Raw genomic sequence first — 16,368 nt, 5'->3', positions numbered from 1 at the left:
CTTTATTCTGGCCTTACACGGTAATGGTAACGGCCCACTTCCTCAAAGCCCAGCGCGCGGTAGAGCCTGTTTGCGGGTTCGTTCGCTTCGACGCAGAGCACCGAGAGATGCGTCGCCCCTTGCGCCTGTCCCCAGAAGGCGGCAGCGCGCATGATCCATTCGGCGACACCCTGCCTGCGCTGGTGGGGCAGCACGACGACGCCGTGTACCATGCAGACCTTGTCGTGCACCCCGGCAAAAGCGACGCCTGCCGGTTTCTCGTTCCAGCGGGCCAGCACGCCAGTCTTGCGCCTCGCCCGCTCCATTACCGCCAGACGCGCGGGGCCGATGCCGTCTGTGGCCCAGATTTCCTTCATGATCGCCAGAGGCTCCCAGATGGTGAAGGCGGTCACGCGGGGGATCGGTTTGTCGGTCAGCTTTTCGATGGGCAGGACATAGATAAGCGTCGGGTCCTTGATCACATAGCCACGCGCGGCAAGCGCCGCGTCGAGGTCGGGTGTCTGGCCGCGCTCGCAGAAGATCGGGTTTTGCCCCATGGCGCGCATCGCCTCTTCCGCCGCGCCGATCTGGGCCTCGGTCACAGGGCCAGTGGCGGTGGCAGCCGACACGCGCTGTCCCCCGCCCTGCCCGTCGCGCAGGGTGAAGCCGTCCTGTTCCCACGTTCTCACAGCGGGCCATGTCGCCTCGGAGGCCGCGAAGAGGTCAGGCAGAGTCGGTGTCATGCAAAGGCCACTTCGAGCCTGCCCAGTGCCGCGTCGATCTCTTCCTCGTTATTGCCACGGATCACGACATGGGCACCGTATTTGCCATCCTTCTGGAAAGGATAGGAGCCGATGGAGAGAAGCGGGAAGGCCTTGGCAATCTCACCGAGCGGCCCGGCGATATCGCCCTCGCCCCGCTCGATCCGCATGGTCTTGCTGATCAGCGGCGCGCCGCCCGTGAGTGTCGGCAGGACCGAGGCCACCATTGCCTCGAAGACCGAAGGCACCCCCGCCATGACATGCACGTTCTCAAGCCGGAACCCCGGTGCGGCAGAGACCGGGTTTTCGATCAGTTCCGCCCCGTCAGGAATACGTGCCATGCGCAGGCGGGCAGAGTTCAATTCGGAACCGGTTTTCGCGTAATGCGCCGCGAGGATCGCGCGGGCGTCGTCGCGCACGTCGATATGCGCGTCAAAGGCCGCCGCGATGCAATCGGCGGTGATATCGTCGTGTGTTGGCCCGATGCCGCCGCTTGTAAAAACGTAGTCATAGACCTTTGCCATGGCCTGAACCGCCGCGATGATCGTGCCGCGTTCGTCGCCCACCACGCGCACCTCCTTAAGGTCGATCCCCGCCTCGGTCAGCCGCCCGGCAAGATGGTGCATGTTGCTGTCCCGCGTACGGCCCGAGAGAATCTCGTCTCCGATCACGATCATGGCGGCGGTGGGGTTCGACATCGGCTTCTCCTTGAGCAGGCTTGCGCATCCGTATAGGCCCTGCCCCATGCGCTTTCAAACTGATCTTGTCCCCGCGCGGCTGATCCGCCGCTACAAACGTTTCCTCGCAGATTGCCTGCTTGAGGACGGGCGCGAGGTGACGGCCCATTGCGCCAATCCCGGCTCGATGATGGGGCTGGCGGAGCCGGATACGAAAATCTGGCTGGAGCCCAATGACGATCCCAAGAAAAAGCTGAAATACGGCTGGAGGCTGGTCGATCACGAGAACGGGCATTTCACCGGGGTGGATACCAGCCTGCCTAACAAGGCCGTTCGCGCGGCCCTTGAGGCTGGGGAAATCGACGCACTGGCAGAGTACGAGAAGGTCCGTGCCGAGGTGAAATACGGCACCAACTCCCGGATCGACTTTCTGCTGAGCGGTGCGGGGCTGCCCGACGCCTACGTCGAGGTGAAATCCGTGACGCTTTCGCGCCAGCCGGGGCTGGCCGAATTCCCCGACAGCGTCACTGCGCGCGGGGCAAAGCACCTCGGTGAACTGGCCGATGTGGCACACGCCGGACACCGTGCCGTGCTCCTCTACCTTGTCCAGCGCACCGATTGCACGCATGTCGATGTGGCCCATGACATCGACCCCGCCTATGCCGTCGCCCATAAGGCCGCGACAACGGCAGGGGTGGAAACCCTTTGCATCGGCACCCATATTTCCCGGGAAGGGGTGACAATTGCCGCCCCTCTGGCCCTTGCGCGCTCATCGCGTTAGGTAAAGGGCAGGGAACCGAATGGAGAACCCGGTGAACGAGCTGCACCGAGGCCGTCAGACCAAGGACGGCATCCGCATTTACGACCCCGCCGATTTCGCGGGCATGCACGCCGCAGGCAAGCTTGCGGCGACCATTCTGGATGAGATCGCGGAACACGTCTTTGTCGGCCAGACCACCGGCGAGATCGACCGCATCATCGAGGATAAGGTCAATGCTGCAGGCGCAAAATCGGCCACCATCGGGTACAAGGGCTATCAGCACGCAAGCTGCATTTCGGTCAATCACGTGGTCTGCCACGGCATTCCCGGCGACAAGAAGCTGAAGGATGGCGATATCCTGAACATCGACGTCACGGTGATCGTGGACGGCTGGTTCGGGGATTCGTCGCGGATGTACGTGGCGGGTAAGCTTTCGCGCAAGGCGGAACGGCTGTTGCAGGTGACACATGATTCGCTGATGCGCGGCATCGAGGTGGTGAAGCCCGGAAATACCTTTGGCGACATCGGCCACGCGATCCAGAGCTTTGTTGAAGGCCACCGCATGTCGGTCGTGACCGATTTCTGCGGGCACGGGCTGGGCCGCGTATTCCACGCACCGCCCAATGTGCTTCACTACGGCAAGCCGGGCACAGGTGCGGTCCTTGAGCCGGGGATGTTCTTTACCATCGAGCCCATGGTGAACCTTGGCCGGGCCGAGACCAAAGTGCTGGCCGATGACTGGACAGCGGTGACGCGGGACAAATCCCTGTCGGCGCAGTTCGAGCATTCGGTTGGCGTGACCGAGACGGGGTGCGAGATTTTCACCCTCTCGCCCGCCGGCAAGTTCCATCCGACCTACGAAAGCTGAGCAGCCTCGGTTTCGCCGCTTATCAGACGCGGTCGTCGGGTGCCTCACTCTCCTGCATCATCTTCTTCATCAGCAGAGACAACAGCGTCTCTCCGCCTGCCGGGATGATGCAGTCCGGAATAAAGACCGGCCCGTCAAAGGGGCGCGGCGGGGGCATGGGAAGCGCCTCGGCCTCGGCCTTCGAACCCGCGCGGAATCCGGCGATGTATGCGGCATCGGTCATGCGAAGAGCCTACACCAAAAGGACCTTGGGCAGAAGATGGCGATATATTCTGTCGCAGATAGGTAATAATTATTGCCATAAATTACGATCCGTGCTCATGTCGCGCAAATAGGGAAGGGATTCTGACATGAATTGGCACGACATCTTCGCCACCCGCATGAGCCGGATGAAGGCGAGCGAGATCCGCGAGCTTCTGAAGCTGCTTGACCAGCCGGACATCATCTCCTTCGCCGGAGGCATTCCCGACCCCGCGCTCTTTCCCGTCGCGGCCTTTCAGGAGGCCATGACCGACGCGCTGTCGCCTGCAAAAAGCAGCAGCGCCTTGCAGTATTCCGTCTCTGAAGGTTACGGCCCTTTGCGCGACTGGATCGTTGACCAGATGGCCAGCCTCGGTGTGCCCTGCACGCGCGACAACGTGCTGATCACCTCCGGCTCGCAACAGGCGCTCGACTATCTGGGCAAGCTCATGCTGTCGCCCGGTGACACCGCGCTGGTGGCCTGGCCCACCTACATGGGCGCGCTGGGGGCCTTCAACGCCTATGAGCCGAACTATGACAGGCTCAGCCCCGGCGGGAACCGGTCAGCCGAGGACTACGCGCAGGCGGCGGCGGATAAAGGCGGCAGGGTCAAGTTCGCCTATGCCTCGGTCGATTTCGCCAATCCGACGGGTGAGACGCTGAACCTGCGCCAGCGGGAGAATATCCTCGCGCTGGCGGATGAGCTGGACATCGCGGTGATCGAGGATTCCGCCTACCAGTCCCTGCGCTACGACGGCGAGGCGATCCCGCCGATGCTGGCGCTGGAGATCGCGCGCAAGGGCAGCATCGAGGAGTGCCGGACGCTCTACTGCGGCAGCTTTTCCAAGACGCTCGCGCCGGGTTTACGCGTGGGCTGGGTCTGTGGTGCGGCCTCGGTCATCTCGCAGCTGGTGCTGATGAAACAGGCGGCTGATCTGCATTCCGCGACGCTGAACCAGATCGCGATCAATACCGTGGCCCGCAACGTGTTCGAAGACCATACCGCCATGCTGCGCCGCACCTACGGTGCTCGGCGGGACGCGATGCTGGCAGAGCTGGAAAAGCACATGCCCGAGGGGGTCAGCTGGAACCGGCCTGAAGGTGGGATGTTCGTCTGGCTGACCTTGCCCAAACATATGGATGGTGGCGATCTGCTGCGCGCGTCGCTGGAAACCCAGCGCGTGGCCTTCGTGCCGGGGCAAGCGTTCTTTGCCGACCGGTCGGGGGCGAATACACTGCGGCTGGCGTTCTCGCTCGCGCAGGATGCGCAGATAGAGGAGGGGATGAAGCGGCTGGGGGAAGCGATCCGGGCGATGATGTAGGTCGGACAGGGATGTCCGACTTGTGGGCGGTGGGCGTGTCGGACCAATTTGTTCGGCCTTTGGTGTACCGTTTGTAGGTCGGACAAGATTGTCCGACCTACCCGTCAACCTCAAACACCGTCACATGGGTATCGCCGTACTTCCGCGTGTCCCGCCGCGTGAACCCTTCGGGTGCTTGCATCGGCGCGTTCTCTTCCCAAACCACCGTTGCCCCCGCAGCCAGCCAGCCACCGCCCCGTGCGGCGGCCAAAGCCTTCTCTCCCATCCCCTTCCCGTAGGGCGGATCGAGAAACACCAGATCGAAAGGCGCGTTCGGCCAAGACCCCAGCCGCGTCGCGTCGTTGCGCATGAGCACCGTTTTCGCCTCGACCCGCAGCTTGGCGATATTCTCGGTGATCAGCCGCTGCCCCACGCGCCCGTTCTCGACAAAACAAACCTCCCGCGCGCCGCGCGACAGCGCCTCGAGCCCCAGCGCGCCGGTGCCCGCGAACAGGTCCAGAACCCGCGCACCTTCGATCACGTCGAGATGGGTGAGCATGGAAAAAAGGCTCTCGCGCACGCGGTCAGACGTGGGGCGCAGATGCGCCCCGGCGTCGCCCTTCCCGACATTGGCAAGGGTCACGCCCCGAAACCTGCCCGCGATGATCCTCACGCGCGGAGCAGGGTCTTGAGGTCGGTCGCGGGGTCGGCGATGGCCTCGGGCGCAGGCGACTTGCCGACCTCGATCAACCGCTTGCCCACCATGTAGCCGCGCGGATCGTTCATCGCGTCGACCGCAAGCAGTACGCCGCCCCGGTAGTACCAGAAAGACACGGCTCCCTCGTCGCCCGCCCGTGTCACCACGCGGTCATAGCCGGTGTTCAGCCCCGCGATCTGGAGTTTCACGTCGTACTGGTCCGACCAGAACCACGGTTTCGCGACATACTCCTTGCCCGCCCCCATGATGTTCTCGGCCACGCATTCCGCCTGATCGATGGCGTTGGGGACCGATTCAAGCCGGATGCGTCCCCCGCGATAGGGGAAGGACGCGCAATCGCCCGCGGCCCAGACATGAGGGGCCGAGGTGCAGCCCTGTGCGTCGGTGCGAATGCCGTTCTCGGTCTCTATCCCCGCCGTTTCTGCCAGCACTGTCTCGGGCCGGATACCGACGCCGACGATGACGAAATCGACGTCGAGCGTGCTGCCGTCCGAGAGCCGCGCGCCGGTGACGGACCCGTCTCCCGTGAGTGTCTCAAGCCCGACGCCCTCGCGGATGTCCACGCCATGCTGCCGGTGCAGCGCACGGAAAAAGTCGCTCGTCTCGGGGCAGGCGACACGTTGGAGAATACGGTCTGCCATTTCCACCAGCGTCACCTGCAGCCCCAGCTTGGCCGCCACCGCAGCGGCCTCGAGCCCGATGTAGCCGCCGCCCACGATCAGCACGCGCGCCCCTTCCGTGAAGCGCGGCGCCATGGCGTCCACGTCCGCTAATGTGCGGACGACAAATACGCCTTCAAGATCACCGCCGATTGCTGGGGGCAAGTGGTTCGGCGTCGATCCCGTCGCAAAAACCAGATCATCGTAATGCAATACCTCACCGCCGACGGTCACGGTCTGCGCCGACGTATTGACCGCCTCGACCGTCTGGTCCAGCCGCAGGTCGATGTCGTTCTCCGCATAGAAGCTCTCGGGACGCAGGAACAGCCGCTCCAGCGACATCTCGCCCAAGAGATATCCCTTGCTGAGGGGCGGGCGCTGGTAGGGTGGCACGGGCTCGGCTCCGATCAGCGTGATCTCCCCGTCGAATCCGCCATTGCGGAGCTTGGCAACACAGGACGCGCCCGCCTGCCCCGCCCCGATCACGATCACATGGCCCATTATCCTCTCCGAATGACTGGTCGCGCTTTTCGGCGGACCCTATATGCTCGCCGAAGGCAAACGCAATCATGTGAAAGGAAATAGCGATGGCCATCTCTCAGGGAGACAACCTGCCCGACGCGACATTGGTGCAAATGGGCGCTGAAGGACCAGCACAGGTCAAAATGGCGGACAAGGTCAAGGGCCGCAAGGTCGTGATCTTTGCCGTGCCGGGTGCCTTTACCCCCACCTGCCACTCGGCACATGTCCCCAGCTTCGTGCGGACCAAGGACCGGTTCGATGCCAAGGGCGTGGACGAGATCATCTGCGTGTCCTGCAACGATCCCTTCGTCATGAAAGCCTGGGGCGAGGCAACGGGTGCGGCTGCGGCAGGCATCACCATGTTGGCCGACGCGCAGTCCGAGTTCACCAAGGCCATCGGCATGGATTTCGACGCGCCGCCCGCCGGTCTGATGGGCCGCTCCAAGCGCTACGCGATGCTGGTCGAGGACGGCAAGATCACGCTGTTCCAGCCCGAGGAAAGCCCCGGTGTCTGTGAGGTGTCAGCGGGCGAGGCGTTGCTCGCCAACATGTAAGACCAAAGGGACGCCCCGTCGGGCGTCCCTTGATCTGTCCGATGGCACGAGTGAATCAACCGTTGGCCGCTGCCTGAATGATCGTTCGGGTCGGAAAGGGAATATCTACCCCGCCCGCATCCAGCGCCTCTTTTACCTTGCGCGTCATATCCGCCTTGAAGGCAAAGAAATCGCTGGAATTGCACCACACGCGCACGAGAAAATCCACCGAGCTGTTGCCGAGGTTCGTAACCTGAATAAAGGGCTCAGGCTCCGTATGTGCGCGTGCGTCGGCCATGATCGTCTCGCGAATGATCGTCTCGGCGTCCTTGAGGTTCGCACCATATCCCACACCAAAAGTCCATTCCGCACGGCGTTTGTCGTTGCTGGAATAATTGGTGATGATGTTCCCCCAAACCTCCGAATTCGGCACGATGACCTGAACGTTGCTCATGTCAGCCAGTTCGGTGAAGTTGAGGTTGATGTTCTTGACGGTCCCCATCTGGCCTGCGACTTCGACGAAATCGCCGGTCTTGATGGGCCTGAACAGGATCAGCATCACGCCCGCCGCGACATTTGACAGCGTCCCCTGCAAGGCCAGACCGATGGCCAGACCGGCGGCACCGATGACCGCCACAACCGAGGTTGTACGCACCCCGAAGGTATTGAGCACGAAGAGGATCGTGAAGCCCAGCACCACGTAGCGGACGATGGAGGCCAGGAAATCAAAGAGCATCTCGTCGAGGTGCTTGTTCTTGCGCCCAAGGTTCGACACGCGCCGTTGCAGCCACGCCGAGATCGTCCAGCCCATCAGGATGATTAGGATTGCGCCAAGCAGGGAACCTGCAGCGCTGGCGAGGAATTCGAGCGTCAAAAGATCGGCGAGCGTCTTGCCCTGCCAGATCTCGGTCGTCATGAAATTTGCGACAGTGTTCTCAACTTCTTCCAAGGTATTCTCAACTTCTTCCATCAGTCTTCAGCCCGCTCCGCGAGGCTGTCCATCTTACGCGCCATTTTCGCGTCAAGCGCGCTCAATCCACCCACGTCATGGGTGGTCAGCGTAACGTTGACGGTCTTGTAGACGTTGTCCCACTCGGGGTGGTGGTTCCATTTCTCGGCCCAGATCGCGACCTGGGTCATCCAGCCGAAGGCCTCGACGAAGTCCGCGAAGACAAAGGTCTTCTTGATCGCATCGCGACCCTCCACCATTTCCCATCCGCTGTCGAACAGCGGTTTCAGCACGGTGCCGCGCGTCTCTTCACTCAGTTTTTCTGTCATTCCTGTTCCTCTACATGGGCGCGCTTGAACGGCCCGTATTCTGTCAAAACCTCGATCTCGTGGTCCACCGCGTCCCTTTCGGCCCGCAGATAGTCGCCGACCGCGCGGGCAAACCCCTCGTCCCGCATCCAGTGCACCGACCACGTGGGCGTCGGAAGGTACCCGCGCGCCAGCTTGTGTTCGCCCTGCGCGCCCGCCTCGACCGTGGAGAGCCCGTGGGCAATGGCAAAGTCGATGGCGCGGTAGTAGCACAGCTCGAAATGCAGGCAGGGATGATGCTCGATACAGCCCCAATACCGGCCATACAACGCATGAGCCCCGATAAAGTTCAGCGCACCCGCGACCCAGCGGCCCTCGCGTTCGGCCAGCACCAGGGCAATGTCGTCACGCAGCGTCTCCTGCGCGATGTCAAAGAACTGGCGTGTCAGGTAGGGCGAGCCCCATTTGCGCGCCCCGGTGTCCTGGTAGAACATCCAGAACGCATCCCAGTGTTCGGGACGCAGCGCGTCTCCGGTGAATGTCTCGATCGTCCCGCCGAAAGCCTGCGCCTGCGCGCGTTCCTTGCGGATGTTCTTGCGCTTGCGGGAATTCAACGTGGCGAGGAAGGCTTTGAAATCCGCATAACCGTCGTTCTTCCAGTGAAACTGCTGGCTCTTGCGGACCATCATGCCCATCTCGGCGGCAAACTCCGCTTCTTCCTGCGTGCAGAAGGTCACGTGAACCGAGGAGAGACCGTTGTTTTCCGTCACCTTGAGCGCACCCTGGATAAGCGCGCTCATCCCGACGTCCTCGAAACCGGGGCGGGTCAGGAACCGCCGCCCCGTTGCGGGCGTGTGGGGCACGGCGATCTGCAGCTTTGGGTAATAGCGCCCGCCCGCGCGCTCCCAAGCGTGGGCCCAGTTGTGATCGAAGATGTATTCGCCCTGGCTGTGCATCTTGGCGTAAAGGGGCGCCACCGCGATCACCTCGCCCCCGATGGAGGCCACAAGGTGTTGCTGCTGCCATCCGGTGCCGGGGCCCACACTGCCGCTTTCCTCCAGCGCGGACAGGAAACGGTAGGTGGTGAAGGGGTCGTTGGGCCGCCCGCCATCGGCGGCCTCGGGGCAAGCGCAGGCATCCCAGTCGGCCTGACCGATCTCGGCCAGGCTCGGCACCAGCCTGATTTCTATCTCCTGCGTGCTCATGTTCTGCCCGTCTTTCCTGCCGCTTACATGTGTGGCGGGAGAGCACGAGATCAAGGATGCAGCGCCGCCCGATAACCTTCGAAAGTGATGTTATGCGCGACCTTGCGCGCCTCTGCTTCCTGCTCGGGGCTGCGCACCGTCCAGCAACAGATCATCGCGCCATGGTCCTTCAACGCCGCCACGCGCGCACGGTCCAGGTCGTCGCGCTCGTGCGAGATGAAACAGGCGCCCACGCGGTCGTAGTCCGGGATGTCCCGCAGCCGGTCGCAGGTTGCCCTGGACAGCGGCCAGTCGTCGTAGCGATAGGCGCTCGTCACCAGCCCGCGCGGTACCTCGGGAAGGAGTTCGCCTATCTTCGCGACAGAATGGGGATTGAAGGACATCACCGCCACCGGCCCGCCGTAACCCTGCAAAGCCTGCGCGGTCGCACGTTCCAGCGCGCCGATGTCCGGCCCCATGCCGCCGTCCTGATCCTTGAGTTCGATCACCAGCGGCACCCGCCCCGCGATGATTTCCAGCACCTCCGGGAGATCGGGAATGCCCTCGTCACCGCCCAGCAGCGAGATACCCGCCAGATCGCTTGCAGAACGCAGTCGCACCGCCCCGTTTTCGCCCGTCAGCCGCTCGAGCGCATAGTCGTGAAACACCATCGCGGCGTCATCGGCGCTCAGCTGCAGATCGATCTCGATCCCGTAGCCCGCCGCGATGGCCGCGCGGATCGCCGCGCGGCTGTTCTCGGGCCGCCCGTCGCTGCGGTCGTGCAGCGCACGGTGCGCCAGCGGAACGTGATAGAAGGCCTCGGGCAGGGTCATTTGATCTCGAAGATACCCTCGATCTCAACGGCGACCCCAAGGGGAAGCGAGGGGGCCGAGACCGCCGAGCGCGCATGACGCCCCCGGTCGCCCAGTGCGTCGACCAGGAAATCGGAGCAGCCGTTGATCACCTTGGGCTGGTCGGCGAAATCCTGCGTGGAGTTGACGAAACCGGTCAGCTTCACAACCCGCACCAGCCGTTCAATGTCACCGCCACAGGCCGCCTTGACCTGCGCCAGAAGGGAAATCGCGCAGGTCTTGGCCGCTGCCGCGCCGGCTGCCACGTCTATATCCGCGCCCAGCTTGCCGGTAATCAGCCCATCGGGCCCGTTCGATATCTGTCCCGACACGTAGACGGTGTTGCCGACCTGTACGAAGGGCACGTAATTGGCCGCCGGTGCAGGCGCGTCAGGCAGGGTGACACCAAGTTCGGCAAGTCTTTCGGTAATGCTCATGGCGCGGGTCCTTTCCACATTGATCTGCCCGGACGCTAGCGGTCTTGCGGGACGACGAAAAGGGCCAGATCAGCTTTCGCGTAGCGCGCGCGCGAAATAATCCGCGATGGGCTTCACGAGGAAGGCCATCGGCGTGCGCTCTTGGGTCTTGATGAAGGCTTCGACCGGCATTCCCGGCAACAGGAGCACGCCCTCGGGCAGGCGCGAAAGCTCGGCGCGCGGCAGTGACACCTCGACCCGGTAGTGATCCTCCTGCGTACGATCGTCCAGCACCCGGTCGGCCGAGAGCTGCGACACATGTCCCGTGATCTCCGGCGTGATCCGCTGGTCTAGCGCGGACAGCCGCAGCTTCACCTCCTGCCCCATGACCACCTGGTCAATGTCGCGGGGCGGGACACGCAGAACTGCCAGACCGCCGCCCCCCTGCGGCACGACGTAGAGCAGCGGCTCGGCCGGGCGGACCACGGCCTGGCCGACAGTGACGGCAAGGCCAAAGACAACGCCCTGAACCGGCGCGCGCAATTCGGCCGCCGCGATCTCGGCCTCGAGCCTCCGCGCCTCGGCGCGATGGTCACGAAGCGGCTGTTCCAGTTCGCGCGCCCGAGCAATCGCCTCCTGCCGGTAAAGGGACGCGCGCTGCGTTATCTCGATTTCTATTTCGGCGATTTGTTCGCGCGCCTGCGCGCGCGACGCGATCAATTCGCCCATCTGCCCCTGCAACACCGATTCCTCGCGCTGGAATTGCAAGACCGTCGCCGCGGGCACAAGGCCCCGTGCCTTCAGGTCCTGCTGGCTGGACAGAGCGCTCTCGATCAGTTGCCGCTGCACCGCCAGCGCTGCGATCTGCGCCTCGATGCCTTCGATCCGGGCCTGCCCCTGTCGCTGGCGCTGGCGCAGTTGGCTCGTCTGCTCTCGCAAGGTCTCGCGACCCGCTCGAAAGAGCGCCCGCTGACCGTCGAGGATGGCGGCAAGCTGTGCCTGCGTTGCCGCATCTTCCTCAAGTGCCCTGCCAAAACGCACTTCCGAAGACCCGGTGTATTCGGCCCGCAGCCGTTCCAGCCGCGCCCTTATCTCAAAAAGCTGCTCCTCGACGTAGGCCAGCTCGGCGCGTGCCGCCTCTGTATCGAGACGGATCAGCGGATCGCCCGCCATGACCGCATCGCCCTCCCGCACCAGTACCTCGGCCACCTTGCCCCCTGTCGGATGCTGGACGATCTGGCGGCTTTCGCGGGCCTCGATCACGCCGGGGGCAAGGATCGCGCCAGAGATGACGGTCGTGCCGCCCCACATCGCAATCCCCAGCAGCATGACCGCCAGCGCCATGGTGCCAAGCAGCACGAAAGGCCGCGCGGTAGCCAGCTCCATTGTCCGCTCGGCCATTACCGCATCCCGGATGCGGCGGCAGGTGTCGCCTGGATTGCCTTGGCGTTCCGGACCATGCCGGTCAGCACCTCGTCCTTGGGGCCGAAGGCCACGCGCATCCCAGCATCAAGCATCAGGATCATGTCGCATTCCTGGATCGCACCGGGCCGGTGTGCCATGATCATCACCGCCCGCCCGCTGGCCTTGATCTGCCGGATCGCGCCGTTCAGCGCGGCGGACCCCGCGTTGTCGAGGTTCGCGTTCGGCTCGTCCATCACAACCAGTACCGGATCACCGAAGAGCGCCCGCGCTAGTCCAATGCGCTGCAACTGCCCCCCCGAAAGGCGCGGCTGATCGGGGATCACCCGCGTGTCATAGCCCTGTGGCAAGGCAAGGATCATCTCATGCGCCCCGGCCATCTGGGCCGCCGCGACGACAGCTTCGTCACAGCAATCGGATGCGAGCCGCGCAATATTCTCTGCAACCGTCCCGTGGAAAAGCTGTACCCGCTGCGGCAGGTAGCCGACGTGCTGACCCAGCGCCTCGGGCCCGTATTGGTCAAGCGCCGCACCGTCGAGGCGAATGTACCCCCCCGCCGCAGGCCATGCTCCGACAAGGGCGCGGGCCAATGTGGATTTGCCCGCGCCGGAAGGACCGATCACCCCAACAGCTTGCCCCGGTTCCACAATGAAACTGAGGGATTTGAGTGTCGCCAGCCGCTCCCCCGGCGGCACCACGGTAAGCGCGTGCACCTGCAATCGCGCGCGGGGCTTGGGGAGGGAAAGGCGTGGCTCTTCCTCGGGCACCTCGCCCAGAAGGGCGGCAAGGTCCGTCCAGCTTTGCATCCCTGCCTGCGCGAGCGGCCATTGGTTCAGCGCCGCCTCGACCGGCGACAGCGCCCGCGCCAGCAAGATCGAGCCCGCGATCATACCGCCGGGCGTCATCTGACCCGCGATCACCAGCCAGGCCCCCAGACCCAGCATCGCCGACTGCAGGAACAGCCGCAGCGTCTTGGTCAGCGTCGCGAAGGCGCCACCGGTGTCCTGAGCGGCGATATCCCGTGCGTCGGCCCTTGACTGGTATGCGCGCCACCGCCGGTAAGCCGCCTGCCGCATCCCCATGGCGCGCAGCGTCTCAGCTTCAATCCGGAAATGATCTGCAGCGCTTTCCGCCGCATGATGGCTCGCGCCTGCTTCGCGCTGCGCGCGGCGGGTCAGGAGCTGGTTCGCCAGCGTGATAAGAACCAGCGACAGCGCGCCGCTCAGTGCCAGCGCCCCCAGAAGCGGATGAAAGACAAAGATCGTGCCGATAAAGATTGGTGTCCAAGGCATGTCGAGCAGCGCGATGATCAGCGGTGCCGCGATCAGCCGTTGAAGGTTCTCCAAGTCCTGCAAGCCGCCGCTGGTTCCCTTGTCGGGCAGGACAGCCGCCTTGCGCATCACCGCGTGAAACACGCGCGCCTGCAGGTCCTGCGCAAACCGCAGCGCGATCCGCGCCATGATCCGTCCCCGCGCGAAATCGAGCAGGCCCATCATGATGTAGAGAAACACCATCAGCAACGACAGCGCCACCAGCGTCTCGACCAAGCCCGACATGAGCACGCGGTCATAGACCTGTAGCATGTACATCGGTCCGGTGAGCATCAGCAGGTTGGCGAAAAAGCTGAACACGGCGACCACGGCGTAAAGCGGCCTGCTTTGCCGGGCGATGCCGCGCAACTCTTCCCTGCCCCGTCTTGCGAATTCCGCGCGCATGGCTTTTGTCCCGCTCGATCGGGGGGCTGACTGCTTGGCTGGCCGCTTCCCCGCTGGCGTGCAGGTAGAGCAGGGTTTGTTTAAGATAGAATTGCCGCGACGCCGTGCTTGCCTCAGCGGTCCCCGGCGCGCGGTGCTGGCGCGTTGCTGCCTTGGCCACCACCACCAAAGATGTCACGCAACACCTGGTCGATGATGCTGCCGCCGGAATTGCCGACAGGGATCGGCCGCGAGCCCTGCACCTCGCCCAACCCGCTTGCCGGATCGGGGTTGGTCATGGGCAATGGCATCAGCGGCAGACCTTCGTGGACACGGCTCATCGTCTCGCGCCAGATGTCGGTGGGCAGCCCGCCGCCGGTCACGCCGGTCAGGGGCGTGTTGTCGTCATAGCCCATCCACACGCCCGTCACGTAATCGGCGGAGAAACCGATAAACCATGCGTCCTTGGCTGCAGAGGTGGTCCCCGTCTTGCCGGCGAGCTGCCGCCCGCCAAACTGCGCACGCGAGCCCGTCCCTTCCGAGATCACTTTCTCCATCATATAGACAAGCTGACCTGCCGCATCCTCCTGGATCACCCGCTCACCGATACCGCCACCGGTGCCCATTAGCGGTTCATCGTCTCCCAGCAGCGTAAGTTCGATCAGGCCGTAGGGCGTGACCGAAGAGCCACCGTTGAGTATCCCCGCGTAGGCACCGGTCATCTCGATCAGCGTGCTTTCAGACGCACCCAGCGCCAGCGCCGGGCCTGCTGCAAGGTCATTCCGGATGCCGAATTGCGTCGCCACATGGCTCACCGTTTCACGGCCCACGCTTTCGGAAATCTTCACGGCAGGAATGTTGAGCGAATTCATCAGCGCCGTGGTCATGGTCACCGGTCCGTAGTGCCTGTTCGTATAGTTGCGCGGGCACCACTCGCCAGAGCCGGGGATGTTCAGGCAATAGGGTTCATCGACGATCAGATCATTCGGCGAATAGCCCAGATCGAGGGCCGCGGCATAAACGAAGGGTTTGAAAGCCGATCCGGTCTGCCGCAGCGCCTGCGTGGCGCGGTTGAAGGCACCTGCCACCTTGGTCTTGCGCCCGCCCACCATGGCGCGCACCGCGCCGTCGGATGACATGACCACGATAGCCGCCTGCGCTTCGGACCCTTCGCGTACCTTGTTCTCGAAGACCCATTTCAGCCCCTCTTCGGCAGCTGTCTGGATGCGCTGGTCAAGCGTGGTGCGGATGCGCACGTCCTCGGTTGTGTTGCGGGTAAAGAATTCGGGTCCCGTCGACATCACCCAGTCGGCGAAATAGCCGCCCGCACGCGCCTCGGCCGCTTCCGACAACTCTGCCGGGTTGGCCCGGGCGAATGCCGCCTCCTGTTCGGTCAGGTACCCCTGCTCGCGCATCAGGCGGATCACCGTCGCCGCGCGGTCCTGCGACCGGTCGAGGTTGTTTGTGGGCGACAGCGTGGTCGGCGCCGTCAGAAGGCCTGCCAGCATCGCCCCTTCAGCGGCGTTCACCGCGGCGGCGGGCTTGCCGAAGAACCGCTGCGCGGCAGCTTCGGCCCCGTAGGCCCCACCGCCCATGTAGGCGCGGTTGAGGTAGATCGACAGGATGTCGTCCTTGGAATACTTCAGCTCCATCGCCATGGAGAACAACGCTTCCTTCGCCTTGCGGCGGATCGAGGTGCGGCGGCAATCAGCCTCGTATTCCTGTTCGGTGATCCCCGCGCCAGGATCGAAGGGCTCACCCAGACAGATCAACTTGGCCACCTGCTGGGTGATGGTCGACCCGCCGTGCCCCTGCAGAGGCCCCCGCCCTTCGGAAAGGTTGATGCGAATGGCCGAGGCAATACCGCGTGGGCTGACGCCAAGATGGCGGTAGAAGCGCTTGTCCTCGGTCGCGATCACCGCGTTCTTGAGATGGGGCGACACCGATGCGGCGGTCACGACCCCGCCGAACTGATCCCCCCGCCAGGCAAAAACCTCGCCGTCCCGGTCCAGGAGCGTCACCGATCCGCGCGCGCGTCCGTCCAGCAGTGCCTCGAGCGGCGGCAGGGTCGTGTATAGGTATCCGACCGCCAGCACGAGGATCAGCGCGGCAACCGCCGTCAGGCGCCATGTGATCTTCCAGATCAACCTCAGAACCCAGCCGATGATCGCCTGGAAGAAGCCAATGATCCCGCCGCGCCGGGGCCTTTGCGGCTTGCGGGCGCGTTTCTTGGGTGCGGCCGGTTTCTTCGCGGCCTGTCGGGCAGCAGGCTTGGCCCCCGTCTTTGCCTTCGACGGATAGCGTTTGTCCGCCACCAGGGGTCGCTTGCGCTTGGATGAATCAGTCATGTGCCGCCTGATGCCTGCCCTTTTTTCACGAAGATTACCGGGTTTCCGCGCCCTTGTTTAGCTGTGGATGGATGGTTTATCGGTCAACTACATGATTAATATTTATGCATTCTAAATCAATCGCATAATTTTTGAGCATATTTCTCGAACTTACCTCGCGAAATCGGGGCGAAAATCT

Annotated in this window: 17 protein-coding genes; 4 read left to right on the top strand and 13 right to left on the bottom strand. The window is 63.8% G+C overall.

Features of this window, described 5'->3' with window-relative positions:
- Positions 1–2: 2 nt before the first annotated feature.
- Together AB2B41_RS01290 and AB2B41_RS01285 are read right to left on the bottom strand one after the other, a co-directional pair.
- Positions 3–722, bottom strand: coding sequence for a GNAT family N-acetyltransferase (locus tag AB2B41_RS01290; RefSeq protein WP_367875929.1), 720 nt, complete (start codon positions 720–722; stop codon positions 3–5).
- Positions 719–1,438: a competence/damage-inducible protein A gene (locus AB2B41_RS01285; protein WP_367875928.1), complete on the bottom strand. Its 720-nt coding sequence runs from the start codon at positions 1,436–1,438 to the stop codon at positions 719–721. The genes AB2B41_RS01290 and AB2B41_RS01285 overlap by 4 nt, the downstream gene beginning before the upstream one ends.
- Before the next feature lie 46 nt (positions 1,439–1,484).
- Between AB2B41_RS01285 and sfsA the strand changes: the two genes are divergently transcribed.
- Both sfsA and map read left to right on the top strand, forming a co-directional pair.
- The gene (gene sfsA, locus AB2B41_RS01280) at positions 1,485–2,198 is read left to right on the top strand and encodes a DNA/RNA nuclease SfsA (protein WP_367875927.1); all 714 of its coding nucleotides are present in this window, start codon (positions 1,485–1,487) and stop codon (positions 2,196–2,198) included.
- 19 nt (positions 2,199–2,217) lie between these two features.
- Positions 2,218–3,045 (top strand): type I methionyl aminopeptidase, encoded by an 828-nt coding sequence (gene map, locus AB2B41_RS01275; protein ID WP_367875926.1) that lies wholly within the window; start codon positions 2,218–2,220, stop codon positions 3,043–3,045.
- 22 nt (positions 3,046–3,067) lie between these two features.
- On the opposite strand, the gene AB2B41_RS01270 is transcribed toward map, so the two are convergent.
- A complete protein-coding gene (locus AB2B41_RS01270; protein ID WP_367875925.1) occupies positions 3,068–3,268 on the bottom strand; it encodes a hypothetical protein in 201 nt (66 codons plus the stop codon).
- Positions 3,269–3,395: 127 nt separating this feature from the next.
- Here AB2B41_RS01270 and AB2B41_RS01265 point away from each other — a divergent pair, with 127 nt between their 5' ends.
- Positions 3,396–4,607 carry an aminotransferase-like domain-containing protein gene (locus tag AB2B41_RS01265; protein WP_367875924.1) on the top strand — a complete coding sequence of 404 codons (1,212 nt, stop codon included), beginning with the start codon at positions 3,396–3,398 and terminating at the stop codon, positions 4,605–4,607.
- Positions 4,608–4,704: 97 nt separating this feature from the next.
- On the opposite strand, the gene rsmD is transcribed toward AB2B41_RS01265, so the two are convergent.
- Entirely contained in the window at positions 4,705–5,259 is a 555-nt protein-coding gene (gene rsmD, locus AB2B41_RS01260) for a 16S rRNA (guanine(966)-N(2))-methyltransferase RsmD (RefSeq protein ID WP_367875923.1), read from the bottom strand.
- On the bottom strand, positions 5,256–6,464 hold the full coding sequence (locus AB2B41_RS01255; RefSeq protein WP_367875922.1) for an NAD(P)/FAD-dependent oxidoreductase: 1,209 nt from the start codon (positions 6,462–6,464) through the stop codon (positions 5,256–5,258). Before AB2B41_RS01255 ends, rsmD begins: the two co-directional genes overlap by 4 nt.
- Before the next feature lie 86 nt (positions 6,465–6,550).
- Here AB2B41_RS01255 and AB2B41_RS01250 point away from each other — a divergent pair, with 86 nt between their 5' ends.
- On the top strand, positions 6,551–7,039 hold the full coding sequence (locus AB2B41_RS01250) for a peroxiredoxin (RefSeq protein WP_367875921.1): 489 nt from the start codon (positions 6,551–6,553) through the stop codon (positions 7,037–7,039).
- A gap of 55 nt (positions 7,040–7,094) precedes the next feature.
- On the opposite strand, the gene AB2B41_RS01245 is transcribed toward AB2B41_RS01250, so the two are convergent.
- The 8 genes from AB2B41_RS01245 to AB2B41_RS01210 all read right to left on the bottom strand — a co-directional run bounded on the left by AB2B41_RS01245 (position 7,095) and on the right by AB2B41_RS01210 (position 16,190).
- Positions 7,095–7,988, bottom strand: coding sequence for a mechanosensitive ion channel family protein (locus AB2B41_RS01245; protein WP_367875919.1), 894 nt, complete (start codon positions 7,986–7,988; stop codon positions 7,095–7,097).
- On the bottom strand, positions 7,988–8,296 hold the full coding sequence (locus AB2B41_RS01240) for a 4a-hydroxytetrahydrobiopterin dehydratase (protein WP_367875918.1): 309 nt from the start codon (positions 8,294–8,296) through the stop codon (positions 7,988–7,990). The genes AB2B41_RS01245 and AB2B41_RS01240 overlap by 1 nt, the downstream gene beginning before the upstream one ends.
- Positions 8,293–9,480 (bottom strand): GNAT family N-acetyltransferase, encoded by a 1,188-nt coding sequence (locus tag AB2B41_RS01235; protein ID WP_367875917.1) that lies wholly within the window; start codon positions 9,478–9,480, stop codon positions 8,293–8,295. Before AB2B41_RS01235 ends, AB2B41_RS01240 begins: the two co-directional genes overlap by 4 nt.
- A 50-nt stretch (positions 9,481–9,530) precedes the next feature.
- Positions 9,531–10,292 (bottom strand): glycerophosphodiester phosphodiesterase family protein, encoded by a 762-nt coding sequence (locus AB2B41_RS01230; protein WP_367875916.1) that lies wholly within the window; start codon positions 10,290–10,292, stop codon positions 9,531–9,533.
- Positions 10,289–10,747 carry a RidA family protein gene (locus AB2B41_RS01225; protein ID WP_367875915.1) on the bottom strand — a complete coding sequence of 153 codons (459 nt, stop codon included), beginning with the start codon at positions 10,745–10,747 and terminating at the stop codon, positions 10,289–10,291. The genes AB2B41_RS01230 and AB2B41_RS01225 overlap by 4 nt, the downstream gene beginning before the upstream one ends.
- Before the next feature lie 69 nt (positions 10,748–10,816).
- On the bottom strand, positions 10,817–12,127 hold the full coding sequence (locus tag AB2B41_RS01220; RefSeq protein WP_367875913.1) for an HlyD family type I secretion periplasmic adaptor subunit: 1,311 nt from the start codon (positions 12,125–12,127) through the stop codon (positions 10,817–10,819).
- Positions 12,127–13,863: a type I secretion system permease/ATPase gene (locus AB2B41_RS01215; protein WP_367875912.1), complete on the bottom strand. Its 1,737-nt coding sequence runs from the start codon at positions 13,861–13,863 to the stop codon at positions 12,127–12,129. Before AB2B41_RS01215 ends, AB2B41_RS01220 begins: the two co-directional genes overlap by 1 nt.
- Before the next feature lie 113 nt (positions 13,864–13,976).
- Entirely contained in the window at positions 13,977–16,190 is a 2,214-nt protein-coding gene (locus tag AB2B41_RS01210) for a transglycosylase domain-containing protein (RefSeq protein WP_367875911.1), read from the bottom strand.
- Between the last annotated feature and the right edge of the window lie 178 nt (positions 16,191–16,368).

It is taken from the genome of Sulfitobacter sediminis, from assembly GCF_040811725.1.
GTDB classification, from domain to species: Bacteria; Pseudomonadota; Alphaproteobacteria; order Rhodobacterales; family Rhodobacteraceae; genus Sulfitobacter; species Sulfitobacter sediminis.
The sequence above is the reverse complement of the archived record's forward strand: the minus strand, read 5'-3'. Positions and strand labels throughout refer to the sequence as shown.

What these genes read in the sequence shown, in the direction of transcription:
- AB2B41_RS01290 (WP_367875929.1), bottom strand. Translation starts at nt 722, where the DNA reads ATGACACCGACTCTGCCTGACCTCTTCGCGGCCTCCGAGGCGACATGG.
- AB2B41_RS01285 (WP_367875928.1), bottom strand. Translation starts at nt 1,438, where the DNA reads ATGTCGAACCCCACCGCCGCCATGATCGTGATCGGAGACGAGATTCTC.
- sfsA (WP_367875927.1), top strand. Translation starts at nt 1,485, where the DNA reads ATGCGCTTTCAAACTGATCTTGTCCCCGCGCGGCTGATCCGCCGCTAC.
- map (WP_367875926.1), top strand. Translation starts at nt 2,218, where the DNA reads ATGGAGAACCCGGTGAACGAGCTGCACCGAGGCCGTCAGACCAAGGAC.
- AB2B41_RS01270 (WP_367875925.1), bottom strand. Translation starts at nt 3,268, where the DNA reads ATGACCGATGCCGCATACATCGCCGGATTCCGCGCGGGTTCGAAGGCC.
- AB2B41_RS01265 (WP_367875924.1), top strand. Translation starts at nt 3,396, where the DNA reads ATGAATTGGCACGACATCTTCGCCACCCGCATGAGCCGGATGAAGGCG.
- AB2B41_RS01255 (WP_367875922.1), bottom strand. Translation starts at nt 6,464, where the DNA reads ATGGGCCATGTGATCGTGATCGGGGCGGGGCAGGCGGGCGCGTCCTGT.
- AB2B41_RS01250 (WP_367875921.1), top strand. Translation starts at nt 6,551, where the DNA reads ATGGCCATCTCTCAGGGAGACAACCTGCCCGACGCGACATTGGTGCAA.
- AB2B41_RS01245 (WP_367875919.1), bottom strand. Translation starts at nt 7,988, where the DNA reads ATGGAAGAAGTTGAGAATACCTTGGAAGAAGTTGAGAACACTGTCGCA.
- AB2B41_RS01240 (WP_367875918.1), bottom strand. Translation starts at nt 8,296, where the DNA reads ATGACAGAAAAACTGAGTGAAGAGACGCGCGGCACCGTGCTGAAACCG.
- AB2B41_RS01235 (WP_367875917.1), bottom strand. Translation starts at nt 9,480, where the DNA reads ATGAGCACGCAGGAGATAGAAATCAGGCTGGTGCCGAGCCTGGCCGAG.
- AB2B41_RS01230 (WP_367875916.1), bottom strand. Translation starts at nt 10,292, where the DNA reads ATGACCCTGCCCGAGGCCTTCTATCACGTTCCGCTGGCGCACCGTGCG.
- AB2B41_RS01225 (WP_367875915.1), bottom strand. Translation starts at nt 10,747, where the DNA reads ATGAGCATTACCGAAAGACTTGCCGAACTTGGTGTCACCCTGCCTGAC.
- AB2B41_RS01220 (WP_367875913.1), bottom strand. Translation starts at nt 12,127, where the DNA reads ATGGCCGAGCGGACAATGGAGCTGGCTACCGCGCGGCCTTTCGTGCTG.
- AB2B41_RS01215 (WP_367875912.1), bottom strand. Translation starts at nt 13,863, where the DNA reads ATGCGCGCGGAATTCGCAAGACGGGGCAGGGAAGAGTTGCGCGGCATC.
- AB2B41_RS01210 (WP_367875911.1), bottom strand. Translation starts at nt 16,190, where the DNA reads ATGACTGATTCATCCAAGCGCAAGCGACCCCTGGTGGCGGACAAACGC.